We start from the raw sequence: 21,109 nt of genomic DNA, 5'->3' as shown, positions 1-21,109 counted from the left end.
GTACTGAATTCCGTTCAAAAATCAAATAGGAATCCTATATTATTTTGTGCTTAGTTCTTTAAGTTCTTGTTTTGCTTTTTGGTTCAATTCAACATCATCATTTAATTGCAAGATTTTTTTCAAGTCTTGTATGGCTTTATCTTTATTGCCCTTATTCTTATAAACTAACCCTCGGTTGTAGTAAGAATCGGTTAAGTTCGGGTCAAGTTTAATAGCTTGGTTACAATTGGCTATAGCACGATCATAGTCTTTCTTAATACGGTATAGCTCACATCGGCTATCATAAGCGTCGGCATCGTTCGGGTCAAGTTTAATTGCTTGGTTATAATCAGCGATGGCGAGGTCATAGTCTTTTTTATTAGCGTAAGAAAGTCCTCGGTTGTAGTAAGCTTGGGCTAAGTTCGGGTCAAGTTTAATTGCTTGGTTATAATCAGCTATAGCGCCGTCATAATCTTTTTTATAGAAGTAAGAAAGTCCTCGGTTGTAGTAAGCTTCGGCATAGTTCGGGTCAAGTTTAATAGCTTGGTTATAATCAGCTATCGCGCGGTCATAGTCTTTTTTATTGACGTAAGAAAGTCCTCGGTTGTAGTAAGCTTGGGCTAAGTTCGGGTCAAGTTTAATAGCTTGGTTATAATCAGCTATCGCGCGGCCATCGTCTTTTTTATTGCCGTACAAATTTCCTCGGTTGTAGTAAGCTTGGGCATAGTTCGGGTCAAGTTTAATAGCTTGGTTATAATCAGCTATCGCGCGGCCATCGTCTTTTTTATTGCCGTAAGAATTTCCTCGGTTGTTGTAAGCTTGGGCATAGTTCGGGTCAAGTTTAATAGCTTGGTTATAATCAGCTATCGCGCCGTCATAATCTTTTTTATAGAAGTAAGAAAGTCCTCGGTTGTAGTAAACATGGGCATAGTTCGGGTCAAGTTTAATAGCTTGGTTATAATCAGCTATAGCGCCGTCATAGTCTTTTTTGTTGGCGTAAGAATATCCTCGGTTGTAGTAAGCTTGGGCTAAGTTCGGGTCAAGTTTTATAGCTTGGTTATAATCAGCTATCGCGCGGTCATCGTCTTTTTTATTGCCGTAAGAATTTCCTCGGTTGTTGTAAGCTTCGGCATAGTTCGGGTCAAGTTTTATAGCTTGGTTATAATCAGCTATCGCGCGGTTATTGTCTTTTTTATAGAAGTAAGAAATTCCTCGGTTGTTGTAAGCTTGAGCATCGTTCGGGTCAAGTTTAATTGCTTGGTTATAATCAGCTATCGCGCGGTCATAGTCTTTTTTATAGAAGTAAGAAGTTCCTCGGTAAAAGTAGACTATTTCCTGGTTTAACGCTTTGTTTGAATCATTACCCTGTTCCAAAGCTTCGCTAAAATAGGTTATAGCCTGTTTCCAATCACTAACTGTGTAACGAATTAATCCCACAGTGAAATGAGTCAAATAACTCATCTCTGTTGAAAGACGTAATTGCAATTTAAAATTGTTTAATTCAGAGATGCTAGCCGTCTGTTCTAACGAGCTAATTGTAGGTAAGTATCCTTTTGGGGTTTGCAATACTTCAAAGTGTGGACTCAACAGTGTATTTGTACTTGTTACGTCATAATCACCCCAGATGACAATCCTAGCTTTGTGACTTTCTCCTTCACTAAGGGCATCTTGACGGTTTGTAATTATTTTGTTTAAACGTTGTACTTTGACATCAGTAGATTGTTGAAAGGCATTATCTAGCTTATTAAAGATCCTTTTAGTAACACCATAGTTTTTTTGCTCAGCAGAAGTTTCAAAATCAGCTATAAGAACAATAATGTTTTTTGTAGGAAGTTCCAATATATAAAATCCAGTTATACCCAAAAGAGGTATAATCACCATCCCTGCTAGAGCCAAACGCCGTAATTTCTTGTATTGTTTGAATCTTCTAAAGAAATTGATATTAAAACCAGCAATTCGACTTGACGGATAGTAGATGTATGCACAACAGAGCCAAAAAGTAATCAGACCAAAACCTAGTAAAATATGAGTTATTAATCCAGAATCGTTGTTATGTACTAACTGGAAAAGTCCTAGTAAACTAATTATCAAACCAAATACTACCGTGCCAATAAAGAACAACGGTGTATATGGTTGAGTTGTGATTGAGTCTTCCGGACTAAAATCTCTATGTCTAATTTTTATGGTGGGAGTATTAAATTCCGAAAGATTATTTAAATCTATATTATTACAACCAAATTGAAAAGCATCTGCGTAGTTTCTGCCACCAAAAATAGCATCATAAAATCCTTTGGAAAAAAGGATAGCTGAATTGTCTGGAATAGATTGTCCCATACCAATGACACAATCAATATGTTGAAAAATTGCTTCAGCTTGAGTCTCGGAATAGCAAGCATTTAGTAAAACACACTCTACTTGCTCTTTTGATAACTCAAAAAAACGTGAGAGTGATTCCGTACTTACTATTTGCGCCGAACCTGAGTTATTTTCCAGAACTAAGCCATTTGTCCCAGTACCGTGACCGGAAAAATGTACTATTTGTGGTTTATGATCTAACAATGTACGACGCAACTCATCAATACGAACTGCACCTTTATTAATCAATTCAAATTTTTCTCTATTGAGGGCGCGTTCCCACGCTGCTTGAATTTCTCGTACTTCTTCATCCAAACGTAAGTTTTTTGTATTTATAGGATTAGCTGATAAAATTAAAATCTTCTTCATCAGGGTTTGGGATCATTCAATGAAGTAACTTCGTTTGTTTTTAACCACTGTTCAACTAGTTCAGTTATCACTTGGTTCATCTTCTGTTATTATTTTGTGTTTAGTTCTTTAAGTTCTTGTTTTGCTTTTTCGTTCAATTCAACATCATTATTTAATTGCAAGATTTTTTTCAAGTCTTGTATAGCTTTATCTTTCTTGCCCTTATTCTTATAAACTAACCCTCGGTTGTAGTAAGCATCGGTTAAGTTAGAGTCAAGTTTAATAGCTTGGTTACAATTTGCTATAGCACGAGCATAGTCTTTCTTAATACGGTATAGCTCACATCGGCTATCATAAGCTGCGGCATCATTCGGGTCAAGTTTAATTGCTTGGTTATAATCAGCTATAGCACGGTCATAGTCCTTTTTATAGAAGTAAGAATATCCTCGATTGTAGTAAGCTTGGGCATAATTCTGATCAAGTTTAATCGCTTGGTTATAATCAGCTATAGCGCGGTCATAGTCTTTTTTATAGGCGTAAGAAGTTCCTCGGCTGTAGTAAGTTTGAGCATAGTTTGGGTCAAGTTTAATCGCTTGGTTATAATCAGCTATCGCGCGGTCATAGCCTTTTTGCTCGAAGTAAGAATTTCCTCGATTGTAGTAAGCTTGGGCATCGTTCGGCTCAAGCTTAATTGCTTGGTTATAATCAGCTATAGCGCGATCATAGTCTTGTTGATTGGCGTAATAAATTCCTCTGTTGTTGTAAGCTTGGGTATAGTGAGGGTCAAGTTTAATTGCTTTGTTAAAATCAGCTATAGCGCGATCATAGTCTTGTTGATGTGCGTAAGAATTACCTCTGTTGTTGTAAGCTTGGGTATAGTTTGGGTCAAGTTTAATAGCTTTGTTAAAATCAGCTATAGCGCGGTCATAGTCTTTTTGATTGGCGTAATAAATTCCTCTGTTGTTGTAAGCTTGGGCATAGTGAGGGTCAAGCTGAATTGCTTTGTTAAAATCAGCTATGGCGCGGTCATAGTCTTTTTTAGAAAAGTAAAAAACTCCTCGGCTGTAGTAAGCTTGGGCATAGTTAGGGTCAAGTTTAATTGCTTGATTATAATCAGCTAGAAGAACAATAATGTTTTTTGTAGGAAGTTCCAATATATAAAATCCAGTTATACCCAAAAGAGGTATAATCACCATCCCTGCTAGAGCCAAACGCCGTAATTTCTTGTATTGTTTGAATCTTCTAAAGAAATTGATATTAAAACCAGCAATTCGACTTGACGGATAGTAGATGTATGCACAACAGAGCCAAAAAGTAATCAGACCAAAACCTAGTAAAATATGAGTTATTAATCCAGAATCGTTGTTATGTACTAACTGGAAAAGTCCTAGTAAACTAATTATCAAACCAAATACTACCGTGCCAATAAAGAACAACGGTGTATATGGTTGAGTTGTGAATGAGTCTTCCGGAATAAAATCTCTATGTCTAATTTTTATTGTGGGAGTATTAAATTCCGAAATATTATTTAAATCTATATTATTACAACCACATTTAAAAGCATCTGCGTAGTTTCTGCCACCAAAAATAGCATCATAAAATCCTTTGGAAAAAAGGATAGCTGAATTGTCTGGAATAGATTGTCCCATACCAATGACACAATCAATATGTTGAAAAATTGCTTCAGCTTGAGTCTCGGAATAGCAAGCGTTTAGTAAAACACACTCTACTTGCTCTTTTGATAACTCAAAAAAACGTGAGAGTGATTCCGTACTTACTATCTGCGCCTCACCTGAGTTATTTTCCAGAACTAAGCCATCTGTCCCGGTACCGTGACCGGAAAAATGTACTATTTGTGGTTTATGATCTAACAATGTACGACGCAACTCATCAATACGAACTGCACCTTTATTAATCAATTCAAATTTTTCTCTATTGAGGGCGCGTTCCCACGCTGCTTGAATTTCTCGTACTTCTTCATCCAAGCGCAAGTTATTTGTATTTATAGGATTAGCTGATAAAATTAAAATCTTCTTCATCAGGCTTTGGCATCACTCAATGAAGTAACTTCGTTCGCTTTTAACCACTGTTCAACTAGTTCAGTTATCACTTGGCTTATCTTCAGCCCACGGATAGCATAGGCTGCGTGAAACCGTTTTTTGATGTCGTCAGCGATACTAATGTGCATAAGTTTTACAGATTTTAAAGCTTGTACCAAAAATTGTATCCGAACAAATCTACAAATGTACAATGTCTGGTTTCGGACAAACTTATAAATTTTAGAGCCGTTGATCTGTTTGCTCAGATCTTGCACCATACTTTTCGTCCGCCAAGAAATAAATTTCTTGGCTCAAAGTCTAAGTCCGTTAAAACGGACTCTTGTTAGTTTTTCAGGAGGCACTGCGTTGGGGAGGACAGTGCCGTGGGCGGGTTTCCCGACAGTCGCGCACCTGTCCGTTGAGCCAGTACTTGATGAGGGTTTCCCGACCTAGGTATCTTGTGAGACAGCGCTCTTTGGAGGGTCTCCCGACCTAGGCGACTGCGTAAGCGCAAGCGCACGCGGCTTGGGCGTAAGCGCAAGCGCACGCTAAGAGCGAACGCGTAAGCGTGTCCCTTTGGGACTTACAAAGTAGCGTCTGTGCAGGAGATACCCGAAGGGTTATCAGTTATCAGTCCTCAGTTATCAGTTAGGAGTTTTCACTGTTCACTGTTCACTGTTCACTGATTTCAAGAGTGGTTAGCACAACAACTAAGAATCCCTATTCTCAGATCTTGCACCATACTTTTCGTCCGCCAAGAAATTTATTTCTTCGCTTAAAGTCCAAGTCCGTTAAAACGGGCTGGATAAGTTTTTCAGGAGGCACTGCGTTGGGAAGGACAGTGCCGTGGGCGGGTTTCCCGACAGTCGCGCACCTGTCCGTTGAGCCAGTACTTGATGAGGGTTTCCCGACCTAGGTATCTTGTGAGACAGCGCTCTTTGGAGGGTCTCCCGACCTAGGCGACTGCGTAAGCGCAAGCGCACGCGGCTTGGGCGTAAGCGCAAGCGCACGCTAAGAGCGAACGCGTAGCGTCTCCGCAGGAGATACCCGATAGCCCTCCGGGTTCGCCAGTCGCCTGCGGAGGGAGACCCTCCCGCAGCGCTGGACTCACCGTAAGGCGTGGCCGTTCCCACTAGGGCGTCCGGGTTTCCCGACTTGTTCGCATGATTGCGTCTCCCCTTGGGAGAAGCATGTGCCGTTCCGTTTTAACGGACGCGTGTTTATGAGCCACGAACTTGAGTTCTGGGCGTACTCAGCCGGAGGTGCAAGATCTGAGTTTGGTTATTGGTTTAACTCTTGATTATGAATTAAGTTTATATCATCAGATTTTTTCTACAATTTCGCACTGCGAACAAGTCTACTTACTACTCACGCGATGCAGCGCTCAATTGTTGCGACAACTGACTTAGAAAGTGCGTCAAAATCATAACCACCTTCCAAGCCGAACAGAATTTTACGAGTTATTCCCAGGCAATAATCTGTGAATAAACCATAATCTTGCGGTTGCAAATTAATACTAGCCAATGGATCATCGGCGTTGGCGTCGTAACCCGCACTCACAATCAATAAATCCGGCTGAAAACTGGATAAAAAGGGTACTACTTTTTTTTCAAAAATAGGTTGGTATATTTTGATGTCGCTGCTAGGAGGAATTGGCAAATTCAACACATTCTTATGAAAACCACGCTCTGTATGATGTCCTGTCCCTGGATAGCAAGGGTACTGATGAAGAGAACAGTAGGCAATTTGTGAGTTTTTTTCTACTATTGCCTGGGTACCATTACCGTGATGCACATCCCAGTCAAGGATGGCAACACGGTTAATTCCTGGTTGTTCTAGGGCATAAAGAGCAGCGATCGCCGCATTGGAAAACAAGCAAAACCCCATCCCCTGATCACTTTCCGCGTGGTGTCCTGGTGGACGCGCCAACACAAAAGCTGGTTCGCCAGTTTCCAATACAACATCAACTCCATCCAACCAGGCACTCACTGCCAACAAAGCAACATCATAACTGCGTCCAGAAACAGGTGTATCTCCATCCAAATAACCACCGCCTGCAACAGCAATTTCTTGAACTTTCTTGATGTAGCGCCGGGTGTGTGCTTGTTCCAACACAGATATGATAGAGCGCTTTTCTGGTAGAGTGGGCAAGCGCCATTCAATATGTTGTGCAAACGCAGCTTGTTTTAAGGCGGTGGCGATCGCACTCAGACGTTCTGGTTTCTCTGGATGGAAAGATCCAGTCTTGTGATCCAGAAACTCGTCGGAATAAATGACTGGCAGCATAGGTCGAGTGAAGTAAGCAGTAAGATACTGATTTCAATTGTATGCTGACTACTCTTTGGGCAACCCGGTAAATTCATCGCTTGGTTCATCCAGCATTTCCGGTGCTATAGCTGGGTTACTCCTACGTTCTTCTGGCGATTGACTCAATATCACATCGTCTATTCTTGGAGGATTTTTAATTTTGTCAAGTACCTCAGGACTTAATTGGGATTCATCACTTTGTGGATTTGTTTTTTTAGCTTGATTAGGAGTTGTTTCATTGCTGGACATAATTATTTCCTCAACGCTTAACGCTTAACAGTGAACAGTAAACAGTAAACGACTGATAACTGATAACTGTTAACTGTTTGAACCTTACACGCCTCAGCTTAAGCTCTGGTGTAGGAGGTACACACTATCTTGAGGGGTAAGTTAAGGATAAGAGAAAGATTTCGGTACTCTCTGGTTTGTCAACGCGGCTTGCGTCCTTGTTGGTTCCGGCGGCGTGGCAACAAAGAAAATTTTCTTTTCCCCTCACAACGCGCTTGTGCTAAGAAAGCGGGAAGCCGCCTCCGGCGTCTACAAGTCGGGAAACCCTCTCCGTTTGCGTAGCGCCCCCTTCGGGGCTAGTTGCCACAACGCGGGGAACCCGCGCAAGGCACAACTCTTGGCAGTACTGGCTCCCCAACGCACTGGCTCCCCTTACACCCCCACACCCCTACACCCCTTTCTTGATCAACTGTTAATTCACCCTAAGGTTGTAAACAGAAATTCGTTGCCTTCGATACAATTTAGAAGTAAGGAGAGCCGAGGAGAACAGACCAGTGCTATTAAAAGGCTTTGAAATTGAGATGTACACTGGGACGCCCAGTGGTGATATAGTCGGACTCTCCGACAAGATTGTTGGATCTTTGGATGGATTTGTCCGAGAGCCGGATAGTCGAAACGTAGAATATATCACTCCACCGTTACAGAATTACGAACAGCTTTTATGTGCCTTGTTGCGTCCTCGGCTTGAACTTAGAAACTTCATCAAGCAATTAGGTGATTACACGCTGATTCCAGGAAGCACTCTGTCCTTAGGAGGAGGCGATCGCTTTTTTCGCTCAGATCCAACAAACCCCTATCATGACTACATTGAGCAAACATACGGTACCAAGGTTGTCACCGCTAGCGTTCACATTAATGTAGGCATTAGCGATCCAGAAGTCTTAATGCGGGCGTGTCGGGTTATAAGGGTAGAAGCACCCTTGTTCCTTGCCTTGAGTGCATCATCTCCGTTTCTGAATGGCAAAGCAACTGGTTATCATTCCACACGCTGGGGTGTTTTTCCGCAAACGCCTTCTCATGTACCTTTATTTGAAAGCCACGCCCATCACATTAAATGGGTGGAAAATCAACTGATCGCTGGAACAATGCAAAATGTTCGTCATCTTTGGGCGTCAGTTCGACCAAATGGCGATCGCCGCCCTTATGATTTGAATCGTTTAGAACTACGAATTTGCGATTTAGTCACAGATCCAATTGCTTTACTGGCGATAGCAGCTTTAGTAGAGGCACGTTTATTACAAGTTATCAATAATCCCTCTATCGATCCATTAACCCAAAGCAGCTTCACCCCAGACGAACTTATTTCCCTAACCTATGCCAACGAAACTGCAGCGGCGACTTCCAGTCTTGAGGCTCAACTTCAGCATTGGCAAGATGGTAGGAGTATTTTAGCCAGAGATTGGATTAGTGAAATATATCAAGATGTTTGGGCGATCGCTAAGCAGCATGGCTTTGCCTGTTTCCTTTCACCATTACAAAAAATCTTGCGTGAAGGTAACGAAGCTCAACAATGGTTACAACTGCACGCACTTGGCTTGAGTGAAAGACACGTTCTCACTCAAGCTATTGACGCAACAAGAGAATGCGAAGTTGAACTAGAAGATAAATTGTGTTCATCTTCGGTTGCTTAGCACACCTCACCCTCCGGGTTCGGGAATCTAAATGTGAATAAATCTTGATCATGATTTGTCCATTCAGTAAATTCCGAACCCTTTTTATGGAAATGTTTATTTGGCGTTAAAACTTGATGTATGTCAGATATTGGTAGTGTAGAATACACCTACACATAACTTAACAAATCGTCATAAATCTCAGTATATCCCCTTACCTCTTATAAAGCACATTTTTTGTCTGTTTTAAATTTCTAATCAATTGACTCACTATCACAATATAAAAAAAAATTATGTATTTTCAGCATTAAGGAAGATGTAAAAAAAAACAGACTGCATTTAAATCAGATTTTCAATATATTAATTCTTGCGCAAATGCCCCAGGTCGTTTTAGTTAACCCGCTTATTCCTCCCAATACAGGTAATATTGCTCGCACCTGTGCTGCCACAGGCACTGAATTACATTTAGTAGGACCTTTGGGCTTTGAGATTAGCGATCGCTACCTCAAAAGAGCTGGTTTAGATTACTGGCCTTATGTCAAACTGCACTATCACGAATCTCTGGAAGCTTTTAAGTCCGCGCATCAAGCACGTGGCGGAAGATTATTAGGTTTTAGCGTCAGAGGTAGTTGCAACTACCTGGATTTCCACTTTCAACCGAATGATTGGTTGCTCTTTGGTTCTGAAACCACTGGCTTACCACTTGATCTCACATCAGCTTGTGATGTTACTCTCTATATTCCTATGAACGAACCAAATGTTCGCAGCTTAAATCTATCTGTGAGTGTAGCAGTGGGTCTTTTTGAAGCTCGTCGTCAATTGGGGTTATAGTCATTCGAGTTCTTTTAAAGACGCCAGCATAGGCAAAATCTTAACAGTTTTTCTGTGATCATATACTGATTTTTGAGACATTTTTTATACAGCGATTTAATAATATCTCTGATATCTTAATAGTAAGCAGTACGAAGTGACTAACTGCAAATACAGATAGAACCAAACTATGTTTGAATTATTATTCATGACTCAGTACTCTATATTCAACACTGCTGGAGTAAAAATGACTTGAGACTGAAGAAAAAGTATAAGAAATTTCTATAGTAGTTTGGATAAATAGTCGAGGTTAAATGATAGATTTTCTTAAATTTGAATTTTCTCTTGAATAAGGAACGAAAACATCATGAGCCAGTCATATCAAGAGTTTGAGGTAGTTTGCCTAATGTTTTTTATTTAGTGAATAGATAATTGGTGCGAGTAAATACGGTTAGTATCGAGTAATAATCAATGTAGATCCTTGTGTCATAAATACGGATGACCTGAAAAAAGTCTGAAAAAGATTTACAGAAGGGTATAGTGTATGACGAGAGGTAGCAGCAGACAAATTGCTCGATAGCAAAGAACATGCCGAATATGTGGTTGTCAATCTTGCTGTCAAAGTAACCAAAGTGTAAGTTGTCAAAAATAAAACTCATATGATTTATTTAATATGAAAGGTGTCAGGTGTGAACAGAACAAGTCAAGGCAAAAATTTAAGATTTAAAATAACGATGTGAACTTGTCTAAATCAGAGAAGCAGGTTAATCTTGCGTAAGTATCTCTGATGTATGTGGTATTGATCTATTGCTTGTAGTGATTAAAATCATTGACTAGTACTCAGACTAGAGAATTGAGGTTGGTTAAGCGCAAGTGATCATAGGAGGTCGTCTTTGAAACGAGCATTAAAGAAGAAAGCGAGGACTGAGTTGGAAAATACCCCAGCAGATGATGTTCCGGTGGAACCAATAGACGCAGTAAATCCAAAGGTTAACCAATGTCAAGTGCCAACAACAGCTGTAATGATTGGCTTGGCAATATCAATGGGAGCAACCAGCTTTTTGGTGACTCGACAAAGCGACCAAGCTGCAGCGGCAGAAGCGTTAGGTAACCAATATACAGCCTCAACAATTCCTGTTTATAATAATTTGGAGGCGAAATTTGCTTCCACTAATAAACTAGACTCACAAGCCATCTCATCAGTGAGCTTGCCAGAAAGTCCTACAGTAGTTGAACCAACAGCAATTTCACAGCTAACTGAACAAAAAGCAAAATGGCAAGTTGGAACAAGCAAGACCTCAGTGCAAAGCTCAGCATCAGTCGGAGTTGCAAATTCACTGACAACAGCACAAGCACAACAAACCACTGCTTGGGAAAAAAACAACTTCCAACAGTCCAGAAAGCTGGGAGCACAAACACTCTCTAATGCTGATGGTATTATTAATTTGCAAACTGTGTCTTCCCAATCTGCTCAACCAGAAACAGTAGAAGCTAGAAACACAGAAGAACTAGAAGTAAATGCTCAACTAAAAGCCCAGCAAGAATTTGCCCGAAACCAATTACAGGAAGAATCAGATCGCCTCAGAAAAAGTTTGACTCAATGGCACTCTGAACAAACTAAAGATTTATCACAACAAGCATCGACTAGCTTAGTACAGCCAATGACAGTGGCAGGGAAAATGTCCCAGACAAGTACTATCACTGGTACATCGCAGTTGAATACGACTAGCGATGTTAGCAGAGCAAGGCTCATGTCAAATTTAAACCAACAATCAGAGGTGCAGGTGTTAGCAATACCAGCTTCAACAGTAGCTACACCAGTAGCGGTCACACAAACAGCAACTGCAGTATATGAAGTCAAGCCAGGAGATACAATAGGAGATATCGCCAACGATTATGGCATTTCAGTCCTAGAACTCATAAAAGCTAATAATCTTAACAATCCTCATCAGCTGAAAATCAGCCAAAAACTGTCCATTCCAGTGGCGCAAAACCCCACTACTGCTCAGCCATCTGTCGCAACAAAACTGAGTGGTGTTGGAGCCAGTGGTACTAGCAACATTAGCCAAACAAGTGCAAAAGCACTCATTGCCAACAACAGCAGTGTTACTGTTCCAACATCAGTAGTTGGGAATAGCCAGTTTCAGTCATACGTTCAATCGACAACTAATTTAGCAGAAAATACTATTACAAATAGCCAGTCTTCTGACTCTATCACATATTATGGTGTTGGTGGTGACGCTCCATTGCCAAGAGTTGTTACAGAAGCTCAATTGGCACAAGTACCAACTTCTACAAAAACAAAACAGGTAAAAAATAATCAACGTCTGCGCAGCTTGCAATTGGAAATCGAAAGATTACGGGAAAAATACCGTTCTCAGGAAGCTGGTAATACAGTTGTGTCAGATCCAAATGAAGCTAATGACGCGCCAGTTACAGTTCCTGGTACCAGTCAAAATGATGGTGCGGTGCCAATTTCTGTTCCCAGACCAAATAACTCAGCAGTGCAAATACCTGTAAGTGAACAGAACAAAGCTGGAATTGCGATACCCGTTCCCAGACCAATGGCTCCGAACTATGGTAGCAGACCAGGTAACCCAGCACTATTACCAAATCAAGCAATAGTAAGACCTTCCACAGGCGTTGATGCTTCTCGAGCCCTTGGCTCTATGCAGGGAAAAACAGTTTATCCACAGTTACCACCTTTAGCAGCAGTGGATAGATACCTGCCAAGAGCAATTGACGAGAATACACCCGGCCCATCCACCTCTACTACAGCTTATATGTGGCCTGCAAAGGGAACTCTAACCTCTGGCTATGGCTGGCGCTGGGGAAGAATGCACAAGGGAATTGATATTGCTAACTCAGTTGGTACGCCGATCTACGCATCAGCTGACGGTGTTGTACAAAAGGCAGGTTGGAACAGTGGTGGCTATGGCAATGTTGTGGATATCGTCCATCTTGATGGCAGCATGACTCGCTATGGTCACAATAGCAAGATTTTGGTTCAGGCTGGTCAACAGGTACACCAAGGCCAAACAATTGCTTTAATGGGCAGCACTGGCTTCAGTACTGGTCCTCATAGCCACTTTGAAATCCATCCAACTGGCAAGGACGCAGTCAACCCAATAGCTTTCCTTCCACGACAACAAGCACGTCTGTAGTCGTTAGCAATCTGTAACTTGATGATTGCTTATGATATAGAGGGAGCTAAGCTCCCTTTTTCGCTGTTTATGATACAAAGTGGCACATAGGTGGGCAGTGGCTCAACGGACAGGTGCGCGACTGTCGGGAGACCCTTTCGGCAGTCGCTCATGGGAAGCCAGTACTGTCCCTTGCGCGTGGCACTTTGTGCCATAGTCCTGGTTTCCCTCTCCTGACCCAGACGCTACTTTGAACACGCTTGTTCTGGCGTTGGAAACCACGCCACATGCGACAAGTCGGCAGAGCGTTTCCCTTCGCAGTGGCTCCCCAAGACCTCGCAGACTACCCCCGGCACTGTCCTCCCCTACACCCTTATACCGTTTCACTTTAAAGTTGATACAAATGGGGAGCAGGGAGCAGGGAGCAGGGAGCAGGGAGCAGGGAGCAGGGAGCAGGGGGAAAGAATTAGAAACCAATCATTTGTATCAGGGATTTCGTGAAATGGTATTACACCCCTATACCCCTACACCCCTTTGTTGGTCAGCTCATGTTTAGCTGTGAATTATTGAGTGTTGACTTCAAAGTTTTTGTATGCTAAATTAAATAATCGAATAATGTGTATGGCTCAGTAGCTCAGTTGGTTAGAGTAGGGGACTCATAAGCCCTTGGTCGTGTGTTCGAGTCACACCTGAGCCATTTTTGCAAATGTTAAGTAATGAATAGAGAGTAGTGAATTAAACGAACTCACAAAGATTTTGGTCGGGAAGAGTGGAAGCCCCGTCTCTTTTAGAGCGGGGAGGAAACACGACGCGGGGAATTTATTCCCCGTCAGCCCTCAAAAACTTTTCAACATACTCGCTTACACTTATCTCTAACTCTTTTGCTTTTATAACAGCGTTAGACCACGCAGTATCGGTCAACATGATGTTGCGTGGTTTCTTTTTTTCTTCATAAAGAACTGGAATATTCTTCATTCTTTTTAATCCTTTTCCTGTTGACATAAACAGAACCTGCGCATATAGTAAGGTATAGCATAGCAAACAACTAGGGGGTGATGTCAAGTGGCTCGGAGTTCAACTAAATCGTTCATTACAGAAGTGCCGTTAAAGGTAAATAGTAAACAAGAATCAGAATTATTGGCTCGTTTTCAAGCGGGTAGACAAGTTTATAATGCTTGCTTGAATGAAGCGATGAAGCGATTGGAGTTAATGCGCAACTCCGAGTCATACAAGGTAGCGAACAAGATATCTAGAGCAAAAAAGAAAGAGCGCAGCAACACTTTTAGAAAAGTTTGTGAACAGTTTCGGTATTCTGAATACGACTTGCATTCATTTGCGACGAAGACAAGTAATGCAGCAAAGTGGATTGCCCAAAAAGTTGATTCAAACACTCAGCAAAAACTTGCAACCCGCGCGTTCAAAGCGAGTGAGCGTGTTTTGGTAGGGCGTGCTAGAGAAGTACGGTACAAAGTGCCAAGCCGATTTCGTTCAATGGAAGGCAAGTCCAATAAGACTGGCATCAGATGGAAAGATGATTGTTTGGTATGGGGCAAGCTTGTCCTGCAACCAATCATTGACCCATCCAACCCAGTTATTCGACATGGTCTGGAATCAACTGTTAAATATGTCCGGCTGTTATGGCGTATTCTGAATGGAAAGCGGCGTTGGTATGCTCAACTTGTCAATGAAGGTGAACCATACCAGAAGTCTCAAAACTATGTTGTTGATGGGTTGATTGGTCTTGACCTCAACATAAGCAATATTGCATATGTAGGAGATGACCATGCTGGTTTATTGCCATTTGCCGAGCTTGTCCCGACTTTTCAAAAAGAAATAACCGAGTTGCAACGTAAGATGCAGCGTTCCCAACGTGCTAACAATTCCGACTTTTTTGAACCAAACTTTGAAGCAAAAAGAGGGCGTAAAACCGTTGTAAACAAAGGAAAAGTCAAAAAGGGAGTCAAGAAAGCTAAGGCGAAATGGAACAAATCCAGCAACTACCTTAAAGCTGCCAACAAGAAACGTGAATTAGAACGTCGCAAAGCAGCTTATGCCAAGACTCAGAACCGTCGTGTTGTTAACGAAATATTGAGACACGGCAAGCATATCAAAACTGAAAACGTTTCAGTACGCGGCTGGCAGAAAAGATACGGTAAAGCCATCTCTGCCAAGTCACCAGGTTTTGTACAGTCCGAACTGCTCCGTAAAGCTGAGAATGCTGGCGGTACAGTTATCAAGTTTTCTACTCAAAAGACCGCACTAAGTCAAACTCATTTAGACGGGACGCGCATCAAAAAAGCTCTGTCTCAACGAGTTCATCGGGATGTAACGGGTATTTCTGATCATCATCGTGATTTGTTTAGTGCATTTTTGAGTAGATATGTAAGTCAAGACGCGCTGATATTGCAAGACGCTCAAGACGAGTATCTGGGGGCGGCAGCTTTTGGGGGGAAGCTTCCCCCCAAAACGTGCCTTTTGGAACCAATCCTGTTGGAGGCATATCAGCAACGAATAACCCGCGAGCAAGTAAGCAAGTCTGAAAGCACGCAGATTGACTCTCCGTCAGAGCGGGTTTCCAATGAGCCACTAACCACTAGCCAGGTAGTCAATAAGGACGAGAAGCTAGATGGGGATGTGGCGTGAATCCCCGTCGCTTCAGCGCGGGGAGGGTTCAAAGCTCCCTACTCCTTACTCAATAGTTCTTCAAATGTCGAATGACTTCAGCAACAGACCAAGCTTGAGCTACTGCTCCTCTTGGTGTGTGCGGCTGATCACCCTCAAAAATTTCGGAAATAGATCCAAGACAGGCATCAGATAGAAAGTGTTTTAGCAGGGGTTGCCAATCAAAAGGCAATGGAAGTCCCGGATAAAAACGCTCCCAACCACGAATGAAAGGACCAATCAACCAACTCCATACCGTACCTTGGTGATAAGCGCGATCGCGTTTTTCTGGGTTTCCCTTATATTTGCCAATGTATTCTGGATCTGTTGGTGCCAGACTGCGAAGACCATAAGGAGTGAGTAAGCAAGAACAAGCAAGAGCAAGGATTTTTTGCCCTTGCTGTTGAGAGAACGCACAATGTGAAAGCGAAAGTGCTAAAACGGCATTTGGGCGAATCTGAGAATTTCTTAGATCATCTGGCTCAATCACATCGTACAAATAACCCAGTTGAGGATTCCAGTACTGTTGCATAGAAGCTTTCACTTGTTGTGCTAGCTCAGTGTAACGCAAAGCCTGCTTAGCAAGACGCCCACGGTCAACCATAGCTTCGTGTTCACTCAAAATTTCTGCCCACCGACTTGCCCAACATAGCGCTGAATACCATAGAGCATTAATTTCCACTGGCTTACCACGACGGGGAGTCACAGGCTGCCCGTCCACTACCGCATCCATCCAGGTCAGAGCTACAGCAGGAGCATACCAACTAACTAGCCCATCGGTAACATCGGCCTGGATATTATAGCGTGTCCCTCCAATGAAAGCTTTGTAGATTTGCTGCACCACTGGATATTGCTCTACCAAAAACTGCCAGTCTTGCGTCGCTTCCAAGTAAAGCCCTAAAGTTTCAATCCACCATAGTGCTGCATCAATACTGTTATAAAACGGTTCACCATCCGCGTCAGGAAATGCATTAGGAATTAAACCATGAGAACAGTAACGTCCAAAAGTTTGCAACAGTCCTTTTGCCAACTCAAAACGCTGTGGAGTAAGAGTCAACCCTGGTAAGGCAATTAAGGTATCGCGCCCCCAGTCATTAAACCAGTGATATCCAGCAATCACGCTCGGACCAGCAATAGAAGCACGATAAACAATAAACTGATCGGCAGCTTGTAGTAGTCGCCGCCAGAGGTGGGATGGAGTTGGGGAAGATGAGGAAGATATAAGAGTATTATCTTCCTTTGCCTCACTTTGCCAATTTTCCCACCCAAAAACTTGAGACAGGCGCTGTTGCTCTGCTTCGACAAGTTCGGTAAAGGTTTCACAAGTCAGGGGAGTTTCCAGTTCATTCGGAAAACCCACTCGTGCATCCATTGTCACCGCATCCCCTGGACTGAGTGTAACTGTTAAGTAACCAGGGCTATAGAGGTCTTCGCGATCGCCCAACCCCCGCAGAGTTTCCTCGGGAAGTTTATAATCCAAGTACCAAAATGGATCTGGTTGATAGTTTCCTTGCGTCCAGCGCAAGTGCCAAGGTGTTCCAAAATTGTGAGAACTTATTGCTTGCAGGCAGACTTGCTGTTGTCCCAGCAATTGCGAGAACTGTAATTCTGGAATCACCTTTTGTTGATGGTGGAAGTCGCGATCGCCTATAAGCAGTCGCAGCTTCAATATCGCCGTTTGTGTACCTTCATAGCGATATTGAACCAACATACGATGGCAAAAATGAAATGGGGGAGATGTGGGAGTGAGCGAGTCAGGGCTTGCTTCTGTGCTTTGCCCTACTTTTTCCACCCCTTCGGGGTTCGGCAGTCGCTCATGGGGGAAACCCCCAAGACCGCGCTGCCTCACCAATCCATACGGCATCACCAAACGTCTAGTCAACTGCCAGTCGTCTTCACCCCATATCCACTTTGGAACTGGGTTAAGATCAAAAAGGCGCAGCAGTTCGTAGCCCTTTGGCTCTATCTGACAACTGCCCCAGAAATTTGTCCCCAATGCCACAACCCGATCTGATAGTTCTAAGCTAGCTTCTAGGTGCGAAAGCAACAGAGTACGCCCAGAAGGCGGGTTAGTCGCGGCAAACAACCAGCCATGATAACTGCGAGTGCGGATATCAGAAACTGTACCACTGGCAAAACTTCCTAAGCCATTAGTCAGTAACCATTCTCTTGTATCTAAATCCACCATTGTTTACTCAAAATCGTTATGAGTATGATATAGTTGTAACAGAATGTAATGAAGCCGTAAGTCTAGCCCTGCAGGCGGTGAGACTATTGGTTCAGGAGAGTCTGTCTGCGTTGACGAGTGGCGCTCTTGCCTAAGGCGTGGCGGAGCGCCATGAGGCTCTCCCGTTAGGAGATGACGAGAACGGGTGAGATTACCTGACCCGAACTCCAACAATACTAAATAGATAATAAATTGAAGGAGATAATGGTTAATGCCTCTCACTTATCCATCAGAAGGATGCCTCCGTGTAGGTCAACAGGCTCCCGATTTTACAGCAACGGCTGTGGTAGATCAGGAATTTAAAACCATAAAACTTTCCGACTATCGCGGCAAGTATGTCGTACTGTTTTTCTATCCTTTAGACTTTACCTTTGTTTGTCCCACAGAAATCACAGCCTTTAGCGATCGCCACGAAGAATTTAAAAATCTTAACACCGAAATCCTTGGTGTTTCCGTTGACAGTGAATTTTCTCACTTAGCATGGATTCAAACAGATCGCAAGTCTGGTGGCGTCGGTGACCTTAATTACCCCTTAGTTTCCGACATCAAAAAAGAGATTAGCGCAGCTTACAACGTGCTTGATCCAGCAGCTGGTGTTGCCTTGCGCGGTTTGTTCATTATTGACAAAGAAGGTGTCTTACAGCACGCTACCATCAACAACTTAGCTTTTGGTCGCAACGTTGATGAGACCCTGCGGACTTTGCAAGCCATTCAATACGTTCAGTCCCATCCGGACGAAGTTTGCCCTGCTGGCTGGCAACCAGGCGACAAGACAATGGTTCCCGATCCAGTGAAGTCCAAAGTTTACTTCGCTGCTGTTTAGGTTTCAAAAGTAATAGAGTAGTAGTAGCACTTGAATGTGCTATTACAAACTCACTCAAACTTAGCCACAGATAAACACAGACAAATCAAGTTCGTAATGAATAATTCGTAATCTATCAATATAATAAATTACGACTTAATAGTTACTAATTTTTTGGTTATATTCCGTGTACATCTATGGCTTTTTTATTTAAAACTTTCATAACATTAGGAATAGAAAGATGGTTACTTCTGCGGCTTCTAGCAACTTATTTAATGAACGATTCTTCCGTAACTTTTTACCAAAGCCAGCATCTAATACGTTGGAATGGGGATATCTTGCACCAGATTTTCAACTGCCAGATATCACTAATGGCACTTTAGTTAAGTTATCTGATTATAGAGGCGAGCAACCAGTCTTACTTGCCTTCACTCGTATCTTTACAGAAAAAAATTATTGCCCTTTTTGCTTTCCTCATATCAAATCCTTAAATGAAAACTACGAGCAATTTAAAAATCGGGGTATAGAAGTTTTAATGATTACCAGTACTGATGAACGGCAAAGTCAAATTGTTGTGAAAGATTTGAGTTTAAAAATGCCGCTATTGAGTGATCCAAGTTGTCGTGTATTCCGTAACTATAAACTTGGACAAGCATTGGGAGCACCTTTATCAGCACAATTTGTGTTAGATAAAGAAGGCAAACTTCGCTACAAACATTTATTTTCCTTTCTTGACCATAACGCTAGCGTGGAGAAATTGTTAGAGCAATACAATTAGGCAGAGCAATGCCAAAGAAACAAATTTCAAGTGAAAAACTAAAACCTGTTAAAACACCAAGCCCGCACCGAATCAATAGATAAGGTGTGGGCTAACCTTACAGCCTAATTTGCGGCAAATGTTCGCGGGGATTAAAAGTACGAATAGAGCGAATTTTTTCGTAGTATTCGCGTTCCTGCTGACTAATGTCTTTTGGTGGAACAATCGCAATTTTCACTAACTGATCGCTACGTCCAGCACGAGGTTGGGGCCAGCCTTTTCCACGTAAGCGCAAAGATTGACCAGAACGCACTCCAACAGGAAGCTTCACATTCACCGAACCATCAGGTGTGGGAACCTCAACTGAGGCTCCTAGAACGGCTTCATCTGGTGTGATTGGTATTTCGCACACCAAGTTATCGCCATCAAACTGGAAGAAAGAGTGGGGTTGAAGTTCTACTTTTAGATATAAATCACCACGTTGTTGGTTGAAAGGACTAACTGGTCCTTTACCGCGTACGCGCAAACGATTGCCAGGTTTCGCACCTGCGGGTATGCGGACATCAATAACTTCGTTGCCTAGATTTAGCTGCTTTTGTACACCATGAAATGCTTCGGAAAAAGTTAGGGCGATCGCAGCTTCACTGTCTTGGGTAGCGCCAGTAGTACCTACATCTTGATAATTAAAATCATTAAAGCCACCAAAACCACTAGGTGCACCAGTGCTGGTGCGGTAATATGTTTGCCGTCCTCCGCGTGGACTACCACCGCCAAAGCGCCCTAGTAATTCGTTAATAAATTCATCAAAGCTACCATATTGGCTGAAATCAAAACCGCCCATATCAACACCAGCACCAGCACCAGATGGGAAGCCATCAGCTGCTTGTTTCCAGTATTGACCGAATTGGTCATACTTTTTGCGTTTGTCTGTGTCTGACAAAACTTCGTATGCTTCGTTAACTTCTTTGAACTTTGCCTCAGCTTGTTTGTTACCTGGGTTGACGTCAGGGTGATATTTCCGGGCTAATTTGCGAAAGGCTTGTTTGATTTCTTCTGGACTGGCAGTTTTACTAACGCCCAAAGTCGCGTAATAATCCTTAAAATCAGTTGCAGCCATAAACTCGCCTCCCTTAGAAATTTCCGTTAAAATTTTATCTAAAATTAAACTTGACAGAGTAACCCAGATATAATTCTGGTGCATAGACTCTGATCATAAATTAACAAATATTAAATTGATTTAAGTGGGGTTCTTGCTCACTACAGGAGTGCAATTCCCGTACTCTTGGGGTTCCTGAGAATAGCAAATTAAATTATTAAACCCTTCCTGTAGACTTGGAGGGGCATCCCGAAGCTGACGATACATACGAAATATGACATCTTCTGGCACTTTACGTTCCCGTTTTTTGTTGCGTGCTAAACACTGCCATACTGGGGTTCTCACCCACACCCCAGTTATATGGGTAAAGCCTAGTTCACGGGCTATGTCAATAACTTCACGGCGATGACGTCGCTGGGCATTAGTCGCATCGTAGATTATTGTACCACCTGCGATTAGCGCTTGTTGAAATTGCCGCTGAATTTCGCGCCAAATCAGTAGCCAAGGTCCTTGAAAAGCTTCATTACCAAACAATTGCCCTCGGATAGCATCGGTAGAAATGAGTTGCGTCCTCGGGCATTCTGCTAGCAATTGCGTTGCCAAAGTGGACTTACCGCTACCAGGAAGACCAATTAATACAATTAACTGAGTCATCTGTTCATTGTCTTTTTTCCTTTGTCATTAGCT

General features: G+C 42.5%; 15 protein-coding genes and 1 tRNA gene. 7 read left to right on the top strand and 9 right to left on the bottom strand.

Going from position 1 to position 21,109, the window contains the following annotated elements; all coding sequences use genetic code 11:
- Positions 1 to 39 precede the first annotated feature (39 nt).
- From DP114_RS31115 to DP114_RS31090, 5 genes are all read right to left on the bottom strand, one after another.
- The gene (locus DP114_RS31115; RefSeq protein WP_246162919.1) at positions 40 to 2,703 is read right to left on the bottom strand and encodes a CHAT domain-containing tetratricopeptide repeat protein; all 2,664 of its coding nucleotides are present in this window, start codon (positions 2,701 to 2,703) and stop codon (positions 40 to 42) included.
- A gap of 89 nt (positions 2,704 to 2,792) precedes the next feature.
- Positions 2,793 to 4,721 (bottom strand): tetratricopeptide repeat protein, encoded by a 1,929-nt coding sequence (locus DP114_RS31105; RefSeq protein WP_172195347.1) that lies wholly within the window; start codon positions 4,719 to 4,721, stop codon positions 2,793 to 2,795.
- Positions 4,721 to 4,870, bottom strand: a complete 150-nt coding sequence (locus tag DP114_RS31100; protein ID WP_172195345.1) for a plasmid partition protein ParG — start codon at positions 4,868 to 4,870, stop codon at positions 4,721 to 4,723. Before DP114_RS31100 ends, DP114_RS31105 begins: the two co-directional genes overlap by 1 nt.
- Positions 4,871 to 6,089: 1,219 nt before the next feature.
- Positions 6,090 to 7,007 (bottom strand): histone deacetylase family protein, encoded by a 918-nt coding sequence (locus DP114_RS31095; protein WP_171977963.1) that lies wholly within the window; start codon positions 7,005 to 7,007, stop codon positions 6,090 to 6,092.
- Positions 7,008 to 7,055: 48 nt separating this feature from the next.
- Positions 7,056 to 7,277, bottom strand: a complete 222-nt coding sequence (locus DP114_RS31090) for a hypothetical protein (RefSeq protein WP_169268696.1) — start codon at positions 7,275 to 7,277, stop codon at positions 7,056 to 7,058.
- Positions 7,278 to 7,810: 533 nt separating this feature from the next.
- On the opposite strand from DP114_RS31090, the gene gshA reads away from it, so the two are divergent.
- The 4 genes from gshA to DP114_RS31070 all read left to right on the top strand — a co-directional run bounded on the left by gshA (position 7,811) and on the right by DP114_RS31070 (position 13,576).
- Entirely contained in the window at positions 7,811 to 8,947 is a 1,137-nt protein-coding gene (gene gshA / locus DP114_RS31085; RefSeq protein WP_169268697.1) for a glutamate--cysteine ligase, read from the top strand.
- A 354-nt stretch (positions 8,948 to 9,301) separates the two neighbouring features.
- A complete protein-coding gene (locus DP114_RS31080) occupies positions 9,302 to 9,757 on the top strand; it encodes a tRNA (cytidine(34)-2'-O)-methyltransferase (protein WP_169268698.1) in 456 nt (151 codons plus the stop codon).
- Positions 9,758 to 10,629: 872 nt separating this feature from the next.
- Positions 10,630 to 12,900, top strand: a complete 2,271-nt coding sequence (locus DP114_RS31075) for a peptidoglycan DD-metalloendopeptidase family protein (RefSeq protein ID WP_171977962.1) — start codon at positions 10,630 to 10,632, stop codon at positions 12,898 to 12,900.
- Between the two features lie 602 nt (positions 12,901 to 13,502).
- A tRNA-Met gene (locus DP114_RS31070) sits at positions 13,503 to 13,576 on the top strand.
- A gap of 122 nt (positions 13,577 to 13,698) precedes the next feature.
- Here the strand turns inward: DP114_RS31070 and DP114_RS31065 are convergent.
- Entirely contained in the window at positions 13,699 to 13,881 is a 183-nt protein-coding gene (locus DP114_RS31065; RefSeq protein WP_169268631.1) for a hypothetical protein, read from the bottom strand.
- A gap of 60 nt (positions 13,882 to 13,941) precedes the next feature.
- On the opposite strand from DP114_RS31065, the gene DP114_RS31060 reads away from it, so the two are divergent.
- On the top strand, positions 13,942 to 15,522 hold the full coding sequence (locus DP114_RS31060; protein WP_169268632.1) for a transposase: 1,581 nt from the start codon (positions 13,942 to 13,944) through the stop codon (positions 15,520 to 15,522).
- Positions 15,523 to 15,571: 49 nt separating this feature from the next.
- On the opposite strand, the gene DP114_RS31055 is transcribed toward DP114_RS31060, so the two are convergent.
- Complete coding sequence (locus DP114_RS31055; protein ID WP_171977961.1) at positions 15,572 to 17,728, bottom strand: amylo-alpha-1,6-glucosidase; 2,157 nt, start codon at positions 17,726 to 17,728, stop codon at positions 15,572 to 15,574.
- 250 nt (positions 17,729 to 17,978) lie between these two features.
- Here DP114_RS31055 and DP114_RS31050 point away from each other — a divergent pair, with 250 nt between their 5' ends.
- Both DP114_RS31050 and DP114_RS31045 read left to right on the top strand, forming a co-directional pair.
- The gene (locus DP114_RS31050; RefSeq protein ID WP_169268634.1) at positions 17,979 to 18,590 is read left to right on the top strand and encodes a peroxiredoxin; all 612 of its coding nucleotides are present in this window, start codon (positions 17,979 to 17,981) and stop codon (positions 18,588 to 18,590) included.
- Positions 18,591 to 18,810: 220 nt separating this feature from the next.
- Positions 18,811 to 19,347, top strand: coding sequence for a peroxiredoxin family protein (locus tag DP114_RS31045; protein WP_171977960.1), 537 nt, complete (start codon positions 18,811 to 18,813; stop codon positions 19,345 to 19,347).
- A 97-nt stretch (positions 19,348 to 19,444) separates the two neighbouring features.
- Here DP114_RS31045 and DP114_RS31040 read toward each other — a convergent pair whose 3' ends face one another.
- Together DP114_RS31040 and DP114_RS31035 are read right to left on the bottom strand one after the other, a co-directional pair.
- Positions 19,445 to 20,443, bottom strand: a complete 999-nt coding sequence (locus tag DP114_RS31040) for a DnaJ C-terminal domain-containing protein (RefSeq protein WP_169268636.1) — start codon at positions 20,441 to 20,443, stop codon at positions 19,445 to 19,447.
- A gap of 120 nt (positions 20,444 to 20,563) precedes the next feature.
- The gene (locus DP114_RS31035; protein ID WP_169268637.1) at positions 20,564 to 21,076 is read right to left on the bottom strand and encodes an AAA family ATPase; all 513 of its coding nucleotides are present in this window, start codon (positions 21,074 to 21,076) and stop codon (positions 20,564 to 20,566) included.
- Positions 21,077 to 21,109: the final 33 nt, after the last annotated feature.

Origin of the sequence: Brasilonema sennae CENA114 (assembly GCF_006968745.1) — a bacterium.
Taxonomy (GTDB): Bacteria; Cyanobacteriota; Cyanobacteriia; order Cyanobacteriales; family Nostocaceae; genus Brasilonema; species Brasilonema sennae.
This window is presented reverse-complemented; position numbering and strand designations above follow the sequence as displayed.